The organism is Rhodococcus sp. 06-462-5 (genome assembly GCF_002258315.1).
Taxonomy (GTDB): domain Bacteria; phylum Actinomycetota; class Actinomycetes; order Mycobacteriales; family Mycobacteriaceae; genus Rhodococcoides.
Map to the genome: position 1 here is coordinate 185,085 of NZ_NOYD01000001.1, position 15,509 is coordinate 200,593.

The following is a 15,509-nucleotide window of genomic DNA, read 5'->3' on the forward strand; positions in this document are numbered from 1 at the left end:
AAACAAGCCGGTTTTGGTTACCGAATGCCCGATCTAGGAGTCGAAACCGATCCCGGAGATCGAGGTGGCGATGCGGCCGCCCTGTTCGCCGAGCCTGGTGATCCAGACGAGCACGTTCCCGGTCGGCTCCGCTTCGCTGAGGGCGATGTCGGTTCGGCCGTTCTGCAGTGTGGCTTCACCGAGGAGCGTGGTGTCGCTGAGACTGGGAGAGCCGTTCGGGGCCGATCGGATCTCGACGACAGTTCCCGGAGATGTCGATTCGATCCATGCGTTCTGCAGTGTCGAGGACGGAATGGACACGAGCAGCCCGACGCCGTTCTTCAGGGCCGGGAACTGCTGGAAGTACGAGTCGGTCGTCCACGCGGTGCTGGGGTCGTTGTCGATCACGTTGGAGGCGGTACTCGGGTTGTCGGCGGAACCCTGGGGTGAGAACACGCTGACGTCGTCCATTGCCACCGGTCCACCGGTCTCGGCCGGGGGTGCTGCGGGATCGGCTGCGGGCGGTGCCTCGGCCGGAGTGGTGAGACCGAAGTCCTGGGTGTCGAGCGGAGTCTCGGTGTCGTTGCCGGCAATCGAGGTGAACAGCCAGAATCCGGCGAACGCGAGAACCACCACCGTCAGGGCGCCGAGCACCGCGATGGCGATGTTGGTACGCATCGACTTGGCCTTCTCGGCGGCGATCTCGTCGGGATCGGCGAGCGAATGGCCACTGGAGCCGGGCGCGCGCTGGCCCAGTCGCAGCGCCGGCATCAGATCCGTCTTGTCGTTGACCACTGCTGCTTGATCGAGGACGTGCTGCACCGTGGCAGCAGTTCGGATTCCACTGTTCTGTTCCAGTGCCCGCACCGCGACGGCGGAGATCTCGAACGGAACGTCCGGACGGACCTGCCTCGGCTCGAGCGGGGCACCCTTGTCGTCACGGTCGGCCGGGCGCATGCCGCCGACGCTGCGTGCCGGAGCCGCATCCCCGGATACGACGGCACCGCCGGTGGTATCGGACAGCGGCCACCGGGCGGTGATCAGGGCGTAGAGCATCGCGCCGAGTCCGCGAACGTCCGAGCTCGGGTCGGCGTCGGCCAGTGTCGCGGGGAAGGCGAGAACCGCATTGCCGCTGGAGCTGATGCGCACGCGATCGGGGTGATCGATCGACAGGGCACCCCCGCTGCGGTGCGCTGCCTCGGCCGCTGCGGCCAGGACCTTGATCGCGCGCGCAGCGCCGGTGGGTGCGGGCACGGTGTCGGCCATTTCACGCAGCGAGCGGCCGGGCGTCCACTCCGCGACGACGATGCCGCCCGAGCTGCCGCGTACCACGTCGAGCACGCGGGCGAGGCCGGGCGAATTGATCCGACCCAGACGCAGCGTGCGCGAGAGAATCGCCTGCGGTCCCTGCGTGCGGTCGTCGGTCGAGGCGGTCGATTGCTGATCGGCGTCGACGAACGTCAACGCGACCTCGCGATCGAGCTTGACGTCGTGGGCCTGCCAGAACTTGAGTCCACGCGCTCCGCCGTGCGGTGCCAGCAGTCGGTACCGACCACCGGCAACGGAGGCACCGGGAATGAGCGTCGGGCCGCGGAGCGTGCGCTCGGGAGCGCTCGCCGGGGCCGCCGCAGTGGCAACCTCGTCCGTGGTGGCCGACTCGGACGCGTCGGGTGTGGCCGGTGCCGCTGCGGTCTTCTCGGAATCCGCATCCGCTGTGGAATCAGCGTCGGCCGCAGGCTTCGACTCCGGCGTGGACTTCTTGTCGCCGTCGGCTTCGACCGGCAGATCGGCCTTCGAGATGGAGATGGTCTTGTCGGTCGGACGCGCCGCGAGAGCGGCCTTGGAGATGGAGACCGTCTTGTCGACCGGCTTCGGAGCAGGCTTGTCGGTGGGAGCCGCCTGTTCGGCTGTCTTCTCGACGTCCTGTTCGGGAGCTGCGGCCGGTTTCTTGGATTCGAGCGCAGCCTTCGATTCGGCCGGCTTCGGCGTCTTGGCGGACGAGGCAGCCTCGGCCTTCACGGGCTCGGTGCGGTCCTGGGTGTCGACCTCGACGCCGCCGCTCGTTCGGTCGGCTTCGCTTGCTGGAGATTGTGCCGGCCCCCCAGCAACTTCGTCGTCGGTCACTGTCACTCCTTCAGGCGAATATGCCCCGTGTTGTCCTGCAAAAGGTCGACCTGCGTTGGCTTCTGCCCCCGGGTGCCGATGACCAGGGTACGGGAGCCGATCCCGCGCAGTGTCCCATGTGGGCTCGGTTCGAATAACCGGAATCACGCCGGTTTCTGCGGCGGCCGGATCGGCGTCCGTTCGATCGGCTGTACCGCGGAATTTCCGTACGACCCGGCTCAGGGCAACGGTGACCGCCAGGACTTCGGGGATCTTGCCGAACCAGAGTATCGAGAACGTGATGCCGAGCATGACGACGGCGTCGATCGCGACGCGGGCGAAGTTGCCGATCCAGCCGTTCATCATGGCGTCGAGACCGAGGATCCGGTCGATCGCGAGCATGGCCGCGCCGCCTGCCAGTGAGGCGATGAGGACGAGCCAGACCGTCTTGCCGACGTTGGCCATCCGCAGGCTGCCCAGGCTCTTGTGCAGTAGGTATCCGCCGATGATCGCGCCGACCGTGTAGCCCAGGCCGGTCGCTGCGCCGAGGAGCAGCACCACCTGCTCGGGCGAGGACGCGACTATCGGGGCGAGCAACGACAGGCCGATCTTGACGGCGGTGATGCCGAGGATGATCCACGTCGGCGTCCAGGCTTTTTCGCGGGCGTAGAAGACCCGTAGGTGGATCAGGACGAGGGCGTACGGGATGAGGGAGAACGCGGACCAGCTGACGGCCTCGCCGAGTCTGGGTGCGACCTCGGCGAACCGGCCGAAGCCGTACAGCGCCTCGCCCACCGACGGCCCCGCGAAGGTCAGGAACACCACGATCGGCACCAGCGCGACCATCGTCAGGCGGGTCGCGACCGAGAGATCGTCGACGACGGACGGAGTGTCACCGTTGGCGGCATTGCGGCTGAGCCTGGGCATGATGGCCGTCAGAACCGTCACGCCGAGGATGCCGTAGGGCAACTGCAGCACGATCCAGGCCTGCGAGTAGATCACGTTGCTCGCATCGTCGGTGCCCGACGCGATCCTGGTGGCCACGATCAGCCCGATCTGGCTGACGACGACGTAGAGCACGATCGCAGCGGCCATCGCGCCGAACTTCTTGAGTCGCTCGTCGAATCCCCAGAGTGGGCGCAGGTCGATGCGTTCGCGGCGTAGCGCCGGGATCAGCGCAACGACCTGGGTGATGACACCGGCGGTGACGCCGAGGCCGAGAACGAGGATCTTGGGGTTGCTCATCTCGATCGTGTTCAGGGTGATCTCGCCCGGGACGAAGGGGTACAGCGCGAAGACGCCGAGCACGATCAGGTTGTTGTACACCGGTGCCCAGGCCCCGGGCTTGAAGTTCTGCCGGGTGTTGAGCACCGCCGTGAGCAGCCCGGACAATCCGTAGAACATCAGCGCGGGCAGCACCAGATAGGTGAAGGCGATGGTCAGGTCCTCGTTGACCTTCGGATCGCCGTCGAGCATCAGCCGCGCCAGCAGCGGGGCCGCGATCGTTGCGGCGAGCGCCACGGTTCCGAGCAGGGCCACTGCGATGGTGAACAGGCGTCGAACGAATGCCCGTCCGCCGTCGGCGTCCTCCTGCTCGGCACGGACCAACACCGGAACGACGATGGCTCCGAGCACTGCGCCCAGGACGAGCTCGGAGATCATGTTCGGCAGGATCGTCGAGACGGTGAACGCACTGGCCAGCGCCGCGCCGAGGGTGGCCGTCATGGCGACCTGCTTGGCGAAGCCCGTGATGCGGCTGACCAGGGTCGCTACCGCGATCGAACCGGACGCCGCCAGCAGTGACTTCTGCGGCCTCGGTTCGGGCTGCGGCGCCGGGTCGGGCCCGCCCGGCGGAATTCTCGGCGGAACCGTTCCGGACGGTGCTGTGCTCGACGAAGGATAGGGGTAGTCCTCGTCCCGGAATCGCGGGATCATCTGTGTGACCGTGTCGTCGGCGGCGGGCTGACCGTCGAGCGGCGGCGGTGCCGGGTACGAGCGCAGCTCCGGCCGCGACTGCCGTTCCCAGGGCGCGGGCCGCGGTGGCGTCGTACGTCGGAACACCTGCGATGCGGGCAGGCGTGACCGCGGCAGGTCGCCGTCGTACGGGACGTTGCCTGTCATGGTCTCTCGTACCCTTCGTCGGCCGGGTCGGGTTGACCTCTGAATCGGTGCCAGAGGCGTCGACCTGCAAGTAACAGTAGGAGAGCACCGGCGCAGGCGGTAATTATCGCCAGTGCCTGACCGTATGCGTTCGATCGCACCGACACCGTCGACACTTCACCGAGCCGGGAGCCGTCGAGCGTCGTGACGGAGAAGTCGACGGACAGATTGCGGGTGTCGTCCACTTCGGCCGGGACGGTGATGGTCCGTGATCCGCGGGCCGGAAGTTGGGTGACGCCGACGTCGCTGATCGTCATCTCCGGCGGCGCATCGACCCGGAGCAGCACGTTGACCGGGACCGGAAGGTCGTTGCGGGCGACGAGCAGCAGCGGGCTCTGCTCCGAGGCGAGGGTGTAGACGCCGCCCGGGGCCAGCACGGTCACCGATCCGTAGATGGTGTCGAGTCCGATGCGGATGGCGGCGAGTCGGTCGCGCGCCATGGTGCCGGTTTCTTCACTGGCGGCGCTCGCTCGACCCGCCGTCGACAGCGCGCGGAGCATGTCCTCACGCAGCGGGGCGGTGTACAGGCGCGGGGTCAGCTCGGACTGCGGATCCTCGACGAGCGATTGCATCAGGGTGTTCACGCGGGCGCTCTGCGATCGCACCAGGTCGATGGTGCCGGTATCGAGTTCCGTGACCGCGTCGATGCTGCTCACCGGGGTGCCCGAGGTGGGCTCGGCGAGCAGCTCGGACAACGGCCGCGGCGTCGCCAGACCGGACCGCAGCAGCGAGGACACCGTCGACAGAATCGCCGACGGTTCGTCTCCCCCCGCGGTCCAGTACTGCGGGGGCGCGACGGTGACGGTGCGCCCGGGGCGATCGGTGCCGACGAGCGCATGGAAGTTCACAGCCCCCAACGCGTCCTGCAGGCGCGCGGTACGTGAGTCGGTGGCGAGGTCGAAGCGCTGCTCGGAGGGGGTGAGGGCAGGGGTGGACGGGGTGTTCCCGACGCCGGCGAGTGCCGCTGCGGTGGCGGCGTCGTAGTGGGTGGCGGCCAGGGTCTCGGTCTGCTGGGTTTCCGACGGCTGGGTTTCGGACGAGACCAGCAACGAGGTCGGAGCCGAGGTCGGCGGGCTGATGCTGTTGTCGGCGACCAGCACGGTGCCGGTGCCTGCCGTTCGCAGGGCGTCGGCGGTGATCGCGTCCACCCCACCGGTGCTGCTCCAGGTGAATCCGCGCGTCGAGGTGGTGCCGAGGATGCCGTCGACGATGTCTGCCGGGGCGCTGACGGCGCTGCTGAGCAACGTGGGATCGCCGATGTCGGCCACTGCCCCCAGATCGGTCTGGGCGAACGGCATCGCCGTCACGCAGGTGCTCGACGCGATCGTTTCCAGTCGTGACAGCCACTGGGCTGCGGCTGCGCTTCCGGTGCCCTCGCGGGTCGTGCTTGCAGGATCGGCCGGGTTGTCGACGACGAGGTAGCCGCGGGTCATGTTCGAGACGGTGACGAGCAGGTCGGGATCCAGGCCGATACACAGGCTCGACGCCAGTCTGCCCTCGGGATCCAGGCCGGGTTGCGTCGCGAATTCGACGGCCTTGAGCAGGGTGTCGAGTCGCCCGCCTGCGGCGAGTTCGCCGGCGAGTTCGTCGTCGATCAACCGAACGCGCTCGTCGACGGAGCCGGGGATTCCGGCAGCGAGGCGAGGAATGTCGGCCAGCGGCCACAGGACCGTCATCGCGACGGGGTTGCGGGTGTTGGGCGGCAGTGGCATCGCGCCGGGGGCGGCGGGGTCCATCTCACCGGGGTTGCGGGGCAGTCCGACGACCGGGAGCAGGAAGCGGGCGTCGTCGAGTCGAGCGGTTCCGCCGTATTCGGGGGTGCCGTTGACGTTGAGCAGCAGCGGGTAGACGCCAGGGGCCTCGATTCCCAGCGAGGGTTCGGTGGTGCTGCGCAGCTGCATCGACATGTCGAACTGGCGGCTCTCGTCCTTCTCCAGTGAGTCGGCAACCGTGACGAAATCGCCGACGCGCTCGAATCGGTCCTGGTCGAGGGTCAGCGAGGTCCGCAGTCCGGCCGTGGTGTCGACGGCGGCAGCGGCCTGCATCCGGACACTGACGTCGTCGACGCGTCGGTCCCCGGTGTTTCTCACGGTGGCGCGGACCGTCACGAAGGGGTCGCTGCTGGTGGTGACGGTGGAGGGCGCGACGGTCTCGATGCTCAGCGTCAGGAAGGGGTTGCCGTCCTGGGTCATCGGAGTGTCCGGAACAGCGCTGGTGGTGCCGCTGCTGTCGCCGACGGAGGAGTCGGGTTGGGCGGCGGCGTCGGGAAGCTGCGTGGGGACCAGAGTCGCGGTGCCGACCGACGGTGCCACCGCAAGAAAGAACGTGGTCAATGCGGCGGCAGCGACCTTCCGGGCCCGCACGATCACTTCCCGCCGGGGATGGGTGCGCCCGAGTTGCCACTGCTCATGTCGTCGATCAGGCGGGTGGCGATGGCGGCGAGTTTGCGTTCGTCGGCGTAGGCGAGCCTGGACGGCAGTTCGGTCAGTGGAACCCACGCGACCTCGGTCACTTCGAGGTCCTCGTCCGAGAGTTCACCGCCGAGGAATCGGAGGAGGTAGTGGTGGACGGTCTTGTGGACGCGTCGTCCTTCGGTGACGAACCAGTAGTCGATGCTGCCCAGCGAGGCCAGGACGGTACCGCGGATGCCGGTTTCCTCGGCGACCTCGCGCATGGCCGTCTGTTCGGCCGTCTCGCCCTGCTCGATGTGACCCTTGGGCAGGGACCAGAGGAGGCGTCCGCGGCGGTCGGTGCGGCCGATCAGGGCTGCGCAGCGTTTGGCGGGCGGCCCGTCGAGGCCGTCGACCACCAGGCCTCCGGCCGAGGTTTCGCGGACGGTCCGCAGCTTCGGTGCTTCGGTGTCGGCGCGTGCCTGACGCCGCCGCGGGTTGCGGCGGCTCCTGTTCGCACGTTCGGCAGCAGACACCCGATCCATACTAGTTGCCTGTGCGCACTCTTCTACCGTGCCGCACCGCGGGGGTGAAGGCCGGGACAATCGATCGGCTCGGCGCAAGTAGGCTCTTCCACCGTGGCCGATCAGTCCTTGTCCTCCGTTTCCGCCGAGCACACCGATGCCCGCCGGGAGAGGTTGCTGGCGGGAGCTGCTGTGACGCTGCGCGAACTGGCTCCGGTGTTGACTCCGCTCGGTGCCCTGTTCGCCGCGGCCGGGCACGAGCTCTTTCTCGTCGGCGGCACGGTGCGGGACGCAGTTCTCGGTCGACTCGGAACCGATCTGGATTTCACCACCGACGCCAGGCCCGAGGAGGTTCAGTCATTGCTGACGGGCTGGGCGGACCATCAGTGGGACACCGGCATCGCGTTCGGGACCATCAGCGCGGCCAAGGACGGCCAGACGATCGAGATCACCACCTATCGCACCGATTCCTACGATCAGGTGTCCCGCAATCCCGAGGTGCAGTACGGCAACAGCCTCGAAGAGGATCTCGTTCGGCGCGATTTCACCGTCAACGCCATGGCGGTACGTCTCGGAGCCGACGGCACCCAGGAGTTCGTCGATCCGCTCGGCGGTATGGACGCATTGCTCGAGGGTGTTCTCGACACCCCGTCGGCACCGGAGGTGTCGTTCGGAGACGATCCACTGCGGATGCTGCGGGCCGCGCGGTTCGTCTCCCAGTTGGGCTTCACGCTGATGCCTCGGGTGCACCGAGCCATCGAGGACATGGCCGATCAGATCGACCGCATCACCGCCGAGCGAATCCAGGTGGAGCTGGACAAGCTGATCCTCGGCGCGCACCCGATCGACGGCATCGACGTGATGTGCGAGACGGGTCTGGCGCAGCGCATCATTCCCGAGGTGCCCAACATGAAGCTCGAGATCGACGAGCATCACCAGCACAAGGACGTGTACTCGCACTCGCTGACGGTGCTCAAGCAGGCGATCGATCTCGAGGACGGCGATCCCGATCTCGTATTGCGTTGGGCCGCACTGCTGCACGACATCGGCAAGCCCGACACCAAACGAAACGAACCGGGCGGCGGAGTCAGCTTCCATCACCACGAGGTCGTCGGCGCCAAGCTGGTGCGAAAGCGTATGCGCGCCTTGAAGTATTCGAAGAAGATGATCGAGGACGTCTCGCATCTGGTGTTCCTGCACCTGCGGTTTCACGGTTACGGCAAGGGTCAGTGGACCGACTCCGCCGTCCGCCGCTACGCCACCGATGCCGGCGAGCTACTTCCCAAGCTGCACAAGCTGGTTCGAGCCGACTCGACCACGAGAAACAAGCGTCGAGCTGCGGCGCTCCAGGCCACCTACGACGACCTGGAAGAACGCATCGCCCGCATCGCCGAGCAGGAGGACCTGGCTCGCGTGCGGCCCGACCTCGACGGCAACGCGATCATGGAGCTGCTGAACATCCCGGCCGGACCCGACGTGGGCAAGGCCTGGAAGTTTCTGAAGGAACTGCGCCTCGATCGGGGACCGCTGTCCCGCGAGGACGCCGAGGCCGCGCTGCTCGAGTGGTGGCCCACGCACTAGGCGTGTCCCGCGCACGTGCACGAAAGTTCGTAGCCCACTGCAAATTTCCGCTCACGACGAGCGAAGCTCGGCCTTGACCAGATAGACGTTGTAGCTGTCCCACTCCGAGACGGTGAAGTACAGCTCGTTCGCCGTCGACCACGGGTGAACGAAGCCGCCGTACGTCTTGGGGTACTCGGCGGTGTCGATCAGAGTGGTCGGCGCGGTCCACTGCCCCTGCGGCGAATTCGATTCGCGCAGAACGATATCGCCGCGCAGCGGATCGAGATACGTCATCCGCCAGAGGCCACGGGCCTCGTCGTGATGAACCGACAGTTCCCCGGCCATACCGTCGGCGATGGGGGTGGCCTCGTTCGATCCGACGGGAGCCCAGGTGCCGTTCACCCAGTACTGGTAGGCAGTCTTGTTCAACACGTCCGCCTTCGGGACGCGCGCGAGCCCGACCTGACCGGCGCGTCCGTTGACGGTGCCGAACATGTACACGTACTCCCCCGCCGGCACCATCGTCGAGACCTGGAACTTGGAGAAGCCGAAAACGTTGTCCCACTTGGCATGCTCGTCCTTGACCCAGGTGGAACCGTTGTCGTCCGAGTAGGCGATGCCGCCGTAGTTGGTCCACCACATGCCGGGAATCGTGCTCCAGCGCCGAATGGACATGTAGGACATGTACTGCCGGTCGTCGATCGCGAATCCGGAGGTGGGGATGACCGTGGTCTCCCAGTTCTTGATCTTGCGCGAGGGCAGCAGTTCGGCTGCGTGACAACGCGAGTCCTGCACCATCGAGTCGAGGGTCATGCCGTCGGACAGGTCGGTGTCGGTGCTGTGTCCCAGTGCGTTCGAGCGCCAGTCGTCGCCGCCGACGACGCCGAATTCCCAACCCTTGCCGAACGAGTCGCCGAAGGCCACGGCGACCTCGCCGGGCTTGCTCTCCCACATGATACCGAGGTCGGTGCCGTCGACCTGCCAGCGCTTGTCGGTGCGGTTCTCCGATCCCGGTCCGGTCAGCTGCGAGACGACCTCGACGTTTCCGACGGCAGGTGCCCCGGGCGGCATCGTCGTCGGCCCGGGCTCTGCTGTGGTGACGGCGGCAGCGGGCGGCGGGGTTCCCGGAGTACCGCCGGGGCCGGGGATCGGGATGGGAATGGTCTCGGGTTGCGGGTCGATCTCGATGCGGGGGAACGGCAGATGGTCTGCGGAGCCTGTTGCCGGCGTCTGAGAATCGGTGTCGTCGGTGAGATCGGGACAGGGGTCAGCACACGGATCGGTCAGCGGTTCGGCCTGCACGCGGGTGTTGTCGGGAGCCGGGTCGGGCACCGGCACGAGTTCGATCGACGGATACGGCACGGGGATGACCACGCGGTCCGGCAACGGCGGCAGCTGCGGCGGATTGCCCGGCCCGATGGGCTCGGGTGGGTAGTCCTTGGGGTCGAATCCTGTTTCACTGCAGGAGTTCACCGGCGGCGGCGGGGCTGCGAACGCCGGGGGCGCAGCAAGAACGGCTGTACCTGCGGCAACCGCGAGTATGCAGCCGAGCGATGTCGTGCGGCCGTGCATGCGGTGCCCCCGTGTTCTCCGACGAAACCCGTCGGTCCGATACGAGAAGATACACCACGTCAGCGGCGTGCGCGCCTGGTGTCGATCACCGCCGCAGCCAAGCCGAGGGCGTAGATACCTGCCCCGACGAACACCAGGATGTGCGCGGTGGGGTCCTGGTTCAGATCGGTCGTATCGGGGCCGACAGCGAATGCCGCAGCGGCGAGGGCAGCGACGAACGCCACGTTGAACACGGTGTCCTGCAACGCGAAGACGCGTCCACGATGGGCGTCGTCGATCTCGATCTGCATGGCAGCGTCACCACTGAGTTTGACGGTCTGCCCGGCGATGCCCAGCAGGAAGGCTCCGATCAGCAAGCTGGTCTGCGTCAGACCCGAGACGGCACCGAGCTGCGCCACGATGGCGAGCACGAGAGCGGCGGCGATCGTGCGGGTACGCCCGAACCTGGGAACGGCAAAGGGGGTGATCAGGGCGGCGAGGAACATGCCGGTGGCCGTGGCACCGACGGCTATGCCGAAACCCGCGAGTCCGCCGGGCAAGCTACTGGTGGTCGTCTCGCGAAGAATCAACACCATGATCAGGGTGTTGATACCGAAGACGATGCGGTGTGCGCCGATGCCGAGCATCGCGGTCGTGACACCGGCGGAGCGCCAGACGGCCTGTGCGCCCGATTTCAAGCCTGCTGCAACGTCTTTCAGTGGATTGTCGGTGCGGCTCTCGACACCGGGTCCGAGGGATCGCGGGCGGAACCGCGCCGCAGCGAAAGCCCCGACGACCGATCCGGTGGACGCGAGACCGACGGCGACCCCCGAGCCGAGATCGCCTGCGCCGACGACACCGATCACCGCGACAGCGACGCCCGCACCCGCCGCTGCGAAACCGGATCCGACAGTGGCCAGCACCGAGTTCATCGGCACCAACCACGATTGTCGAACCACGTGGGGCAGTGACGCGGATGCCCCCGCGAGTACGAACCGACTGAGCCCCACGGTGGCCAAGGCCAACAGCAACAACGGTGTGGCGTCCACCCCGGCGCACAGCAGCAAAGCGGTGGTGACGATCAGTACGATGCGAACGATGTTGGCCCACAGCAGGACCGAGCGGCGATCCCAGCGATCGAGCAGCGCCCCGGCGAACGGACCCACCAGCGAATACGGGACGAGCAACACCGCGAAGCCGGCTGCTATTTCGGCCGGATTCGTCGCGCGCTCCGGGTTGAACAGAATGGCACCGCTGAGCGCGGCCTGGAACAACCCGTCGCCGAACTGACCGGCGAACCGAATGGTCGTCAGCTTGCCGACCCCCGGGGATTCGCGCAGTCGGGTACGGAAGGAAGCGTCGCTCACCGACGGGACTTTAGCCCCCGCCCGTCATACGGAGACGGCGGGAGTCGCCGCCCACCACCCCATCGTGGCGGCCGCACCGTCGAGGAGTGAGGTGGACTGCTGTCCGAGGATCGCCTCGCTGCGGCTCGAGTCGAGGACGTAGGGGTAGCGGAACTGATACAGCGTGTCGCCGAGTTCCTTCATCGGGCCGGACACCAGGGTCAGTGCGCGCATCACCCAGGTCGGAATGACGCCGACCTTCGGTGTGGTGAGTCCAGCTGCAGCCGAGAACATCTCGATCATCGCCCGCTGCGAGACGGCAGGAGCGGTTGGTGCATGCAGGACGGTGTTCCACAGCGATGGCGACGCCGCGGCCGTGATCATCGCGGCTGCCAGATCCGGGACGTAGGTGAACGAGTGGGGCAGATCGGCGGAGGCGACGACGCGGATCGGCTTGCCGGCCAGGATGGGCGCAATCACCCGCTCCCCCATGTGGGAGGTCAGCACGCGCGGTCCGTAGAAATCCGAGGCAGCGACGCTGACGGTGGGGGTCGCGTGCGCATCACGCGCAGCGAGGAGCTCGGTACGTACTCCCAATTTCCGGAACGTCGCGTCTCGGGGCGAGTCCTCGCGGATCGGACCGTCGACCCGGCCGTAGGCGTACAGACTTTCGGGGAACGCGACAACGGTGCCCGCGGCCGCGTCGAGCACGCGGTTCTCCATGGCGACGAGCTTGCTCCGCCACACCTCGTTCTCGTAGGCGACGTGGGTGCAGTGGTAGATCGCGGTGGCACCGCTCAGGTGGGGTCGAAGATCGTCGGATTCGATGTCGACGGCGCGGCGTTCGATCATCGGATGATCCGGTCCGCTACCCGACCGGGTGAGGACGCGCACCGAGTGGCCCTGTGCAGCAAGCTGTTCGGCCACGGTCCAGCCGACGGGTCCGGCTCCGATGACGACGTGTAGTTCGGTCATGACTGCTCCAATTCGGTGGAAACGAGAGCGGTGCTCTCTGATGTACCGAGTGTGCACCCGTGGCGGCGATAAAGCAAGAGCAGTGCTCTCCAAAAAGAGCGGCAGTTACTGTGAGAGCCATGGCGAGCACCCCCCGCACCCGAGCCCGTGCGCAGACCTTGGCCGACATCACGCGGATCGGACGCGAACACCTGGCCGCCGACGGCGCGGCGGCCCTGTCGCTGCGGGCAGTCGCGCGCGACCTCGGCGTCGTGTCCTCCGCCGTCTACCGGTACGTCGCCAGCCGCGACGAGCTGCTGACCCTGCTCGTCGTCGACGGATACACCGAGCTCGGGGACGCTGTCGACGTGGCGGTGGACGCGGTGGACAGTCCCAGGGAGAAGTTCCTCGCGCTCGGCCGGACGGTTCGACAGTGGGGATTGCGGGAGCCGGCGCGCTACGCGTTGCTGTTCGGCAGCCCGGTGCCCGGCTATCACGCGCCCGCGGAGCAAACGACCGGGCCGGGCACGCGCGTGATCACCACTTTGGTGGCCGTCCTGCACTCGGCGTGGCAGACCCGTCGACCGGACGTCGAAACCGATCCGCCCGAGCTGGCGTCGCTGCACGGAAGCTTCGAGGACATCCGGGCACAGATGGAGATGGATCTGCCCGACGGGCTGATCGCACTGGGAGTCATGGTGTGGGCGTCGCTGTTCGGAGCGATCAGCTTCGATGTGTTCGATCAGTACGGTGCTACGACGTTCGCCAGCAGGGACGACTTGTTCGAGTACCAGTTGGGATTGTTGACGAAGATCGCGGGGCTCGAGTAGGAGGACTGGCCGCATCGCTTGCGCCACATCCGGCGGTGCGCGGTGCCACAATGGCTAGCGTGGCAGCGCATGCGGAGGAACCCGAGGACCAGACGGCGTCGGCCTTGCGCGATGTTCGTCCCGGCAGTCTGTTGGTGTCGTCCATCGAACTCGTCGAACCCACGTTTCGGCGCACCGTCATCTACGTCATCGAACACAACGACGCCGGCAGTCTCGGTGTGGTGATCAACCGTCCCAGCGAGACCGCGGTGCAGAACGTGCTGCCGAACTGGTCCGAGCTGGCCGCCAAGCCGCAGGCGTTGTACGTCGGTGGCCCGGTCAAGCGCGATTCGGCTCTGTGCCTGGCGACGCTGCGGACCGGCGTGTCGCTCGACGGCGTTCCCGGTCTACGACGCGTCGACGGCCGAGTGGTGATGGTCGATCTCGATTCCGATCCTGCCGATATCGCCCCACTCGTCGAGGGCGTCCGCATCTTCGCCGGCTACTCGGGCTGGACGTTCGGCCAACTCGAGGGCGAACTCGACCGGGAAGACTGGATGGTGTTGTCTGCCTTGCCATCCGACGTGATCGGGCCGCCGCGCATCGACCTGTGGGCGCACGTGTTGCGTCGACAGCCGATGCCGTTGGCGCTGCTGGCATCCCATCCGATCGACGTCGACCGTAATTAGTGCCTACGGCAGTGGTGCGGTTAGGTGCCGCCCAGGGCACTCAACCGCACCACTGCCGCAGACACTCAGTGCGAGAAGGCCCTCGCGCTCGAGTGCCCGCCCGATTTGAGTCCGGCGATCACTTCGTCGATGGCGATGCACAGCATGCGGCCGAGGTCCGCGCTGAAACCCTCTCGGACGACGACTCTGAGTACTGCGACGTCGGTTGCGTTGTCGGGCATCGTGTATGCCGGCACCTGCCAGCCGCGGGCGCGTAGTTCGTGGGAGACGTCGAAGACCGTGAATCCGCAGTCCGCTTTCAGCATGAACGACAGCACCGGGATGGCCGATCCGTCGGTGATCACTTCGATGTCGGGGTGTTTGTCGAGGTGGCGGCTGACCCGAACGGCCGTGTCGCGCAGTGCTTTCATGATGTCGGTGTAGCCGGATCGGCCGAGGCGTAAGAAGTTGTAGTACTGCCCGATCACCTGATTGCCCGGCCTGGAGAAGTTCAACGTGAAGGTGGGCATGTCGCCACCGAGGTAGTTGACGCGGAACACGAGGTCCTCGGGCAGGTCTTCCTTGGTTCGCCAGACGGCGAATCCGATTCCTGGGTAGGTCAGTCCGTACTTGTGGCCGCTGGCGTTGATGGACTTGACGCGAGGCAACCGGAAATCCCATTGGAGTTCCGGATACAGGAACGGTACGACGAATCCGCCACTGGCCGCGTCGACGTGCACCGGTACGTCTGGCCCACCGCCGCTGGCGATCTCGTCCAGTGCGGTGCAGATCTCCTGCACCGGTTCGAGTTCTCCGGTGAACGTGGTGCCGAGGATGGCGACGACGCCGATGGTGTTCTCGTCCACTGCATCCCGAACCTGTTCCGGGGTGATGACGTAGCGTCCACGTTCGACGGGCAGGTACTTGGGCTCCACGTCGAAGTAGCGGCAGAATTTCTCCCACACCACCTGAACGTTGCTGCCCAGCACCAGGTTCGGCGTGCCCGTTCCGGTGCCCTTGGCTCGCCAGCGCCACTTCAGTGCCAATCCGGCCAGCATGACGGCTTCACTGGATCCGATGGTCGACACGCCCGTGGCCGACGATGGGTCCTCCCGGTCGAGTCCGGGAGCGTGGAACAGGTCGGCGACGATGTTGACGCAGCGTTCCTCGATGGCGGCGGTGGACGGATACTCGTCCTTGTCGATCATGTTCTTGTCGAACGTCTCCGCCATGAGCTTCTCGGCCTGTGGATCCATCCACGTGGTGACGAACGTCGCCAGATTCAGGCGTGAGCTGCCGTCGAGCATCAGTTCGTCGTGGATGTATCGGTAGGCCGCCTCGGGATCGAGCTGATCCTCGGGAAGTCGCAGTGCGGGTACAGGATTGGTGGCAAGGCGGCCGGTGTAGGCGGCAGAGACGACGCCGTCGGTGTGCAGTTTCCTGGTCAACGTCTTCTCCCGTG

At 66.9% G+C, this 15,509-nt stretch carries 10 protein-coding genes; 3 read left to right on the forward strand and 7 right to left on the reverse strand.

Annotated elements, in window-relative coordinates:
* Positions 1-33: 33 nt before the first annotated feature.
* Genes CH251_RS00910 through CH251_RS00920 form a run of 3 tightly spaced genes read right to left on the reverse strand, consistent with a single transcriptional unit; the run spans position 34 to position 7,168 of the window.
* Entirely contained in the window at positions 34-4,203 is a 4,170-nt protein-coding gene (locus CH251_RS00910; protein WP_179273668.1) for a murein biosynthesis integral membrane protein MurJ, read from the reverse strand.
* On the reverse strand, positions 4,200-6,605 hold the full coding sequence (locus CH251_RS00915) for a glycoprotein (RefSeq protein ID WP_094611644.1): 2,406 nt from the start codon (positions 6,603-6,605) through the stop codon (positions 4,200-4,202). Before CH251_RS00915 ends, CH251_RS00910 begins: the two co-directional genes overlap by 4 nt.
* 2 nt (positions 6,606-6,607) lie before the next feature.
* A complete protein-coding gene (locus CH251_RS00920; protein WP_032396972.1) occupies positions 6,608-7,168 on the reverse strand; it encodes an NUDIX hydrolase in 561 nt (186 codons plus the stop codon).
* Between the two features lie 102 nt (positions 7,169-7,270).
* Here CH251_RS00920 and CH251_RS00925 point away from each other — a divergent pair, with 102 nt between their 5' ends.
* Positions 7,271-8,737 carry a CCA tRNA nucleotidyltransferase gene (locus tag CH251_RS00925; protein ID WP_094611402.1) on the forward strand — a complete coding sequence of 489 codons (1,467 nt, stop codon included), beginning with the start codon at positions 7,271-7,273 and terminating at the stop codon, positions 8,735-8,737.
* A 51-nt stretch (positions 8,738-8,788) separates the two neighbouring features.
* On the opposite strand, the gene CH251_RS00930 is transcribed toward CH251_RS00925, so the two are convergent.
* From CH251_RS00930 to CH251_RS00940, 3 genes are read right to left on the reverse strand one after another with little or no spacing between them, the layout of a single operon-like run.
* On the reverse strand, positions 8,789-10,291 hold the full coding sequence (locus CH251_RS00930; RefSeq protein WP_094611403.1) for a DUF4185 domain-containing protein: 1,503 nt from the start codon (positions 10,289-10,291) through the stop codon (positions 8,789-8,791).
* A 59-nt stretch (positions 10,292-10,350) separates the two neighbouring features.
* On the reverse strand, positions 10,351-11,637 hold the full coding sequence (locus CH251_RS00935; RefSeq protein WP_094611404.1) for an MFS transporter: 1,287 nt from the start codon (positions 11,635-11,637) through the stop codon (positions 10,351-10,353).
* Positions 11,638-11,661: 24 nt separating this feature from the next.
* A complete protein-coding gene (locus CH251_RS00940; protein WP_094611405.1) occupies positions 11,662-12,591 on the reverse strand; it encodes an NAD-dependent epimerase/dehydratase family protein in 930 nt (309 codons plus the stop codon).
* A gap of 119 nt (positions 12,592-12,710) precedes the next feature.
* On the opposite strand from CH251_RS00940, the gene CH251_RS00945 reads away from it, so the two are divergent.
* Positions 12,711-13,400: a TetR/AcrR family transcriptional regulator gene (locus CH251_RS00945; RefSeq protein WP_094611406.1), complete on the forward strand. Its 690-nt coding sequence runs from the start codon at positions 12,711-12,713 to the stop codon at positions 13,398-13,400.
* A 50-nt stretch (positions 13,401-13,450) separates the two neighbouring features.
* The gene (locus CH251_RS00950; protein WP_179273670.1) at positions 13,451-14,068 is read left to right on the forward strand and encodes a YqgE/AlgH family protein; all 618 of its coding nucleotides are present in this window, start codon (positions 13,451-13,453) and stop codon (positions 14,066-14,068) included.
* 65 nt (positions 14,069-14,133) lie between these two features.
* Here the strand turns inward: CH251_RS00950 and CH251_RS00955 are convergent, their stop codons facing one another.
* Positions 14,134-15,495, reverse strand: coding sequence for a glutamate decarboxylase (locus tag CH251_RS00955; RefSeq protein WP_094611408.1), 1,362 nt, complete (start codon positions 15,493-15,495; stop codon positions 14,134-14,136).
* Positions 15,496-15,509 lie beyond the last annotated feature (14 nt).

Bases quoted from the DNA above. Each gene is read 5' to 3' on its own strand.
- CH251_RS00945 (WP_094611406.1), top strand. From the start codon at position 12,711: ATGGCGAGCACCCCCCGCACCCGAGCCCGTGCGCAGACCTTGGCCGAC.
- CH251_RS00910 (WP_179273668.1), bottom strand. From the start codon at position 4,203: ATGACAGGCAACGTCCCGTACGACGGCGACCTGCCGCGGTCACGCCTG.
- CH251_RS00950 (WP_179273670.1), top strand. From the start codon at position 13,451: ATGGCTAGCGTGGCAGCGCATGCGGAGGAACCCGAGGACCAGACGGCG.
- CH251_RS00930 (WP_094611403.1), bottom strand. From the start codon at position 10,291: ATGCACGGCCGCACGACATCGCTCGGCTGCATACTCGCGGTTGCCGCA.
- CH251_RS00940 (WP_094611405.1), bottom strand. From the start codon at position 12,591: ATGACCGAACTACACGTCGTCATCGGAGCCGGACCCGTCGGCTGGACC.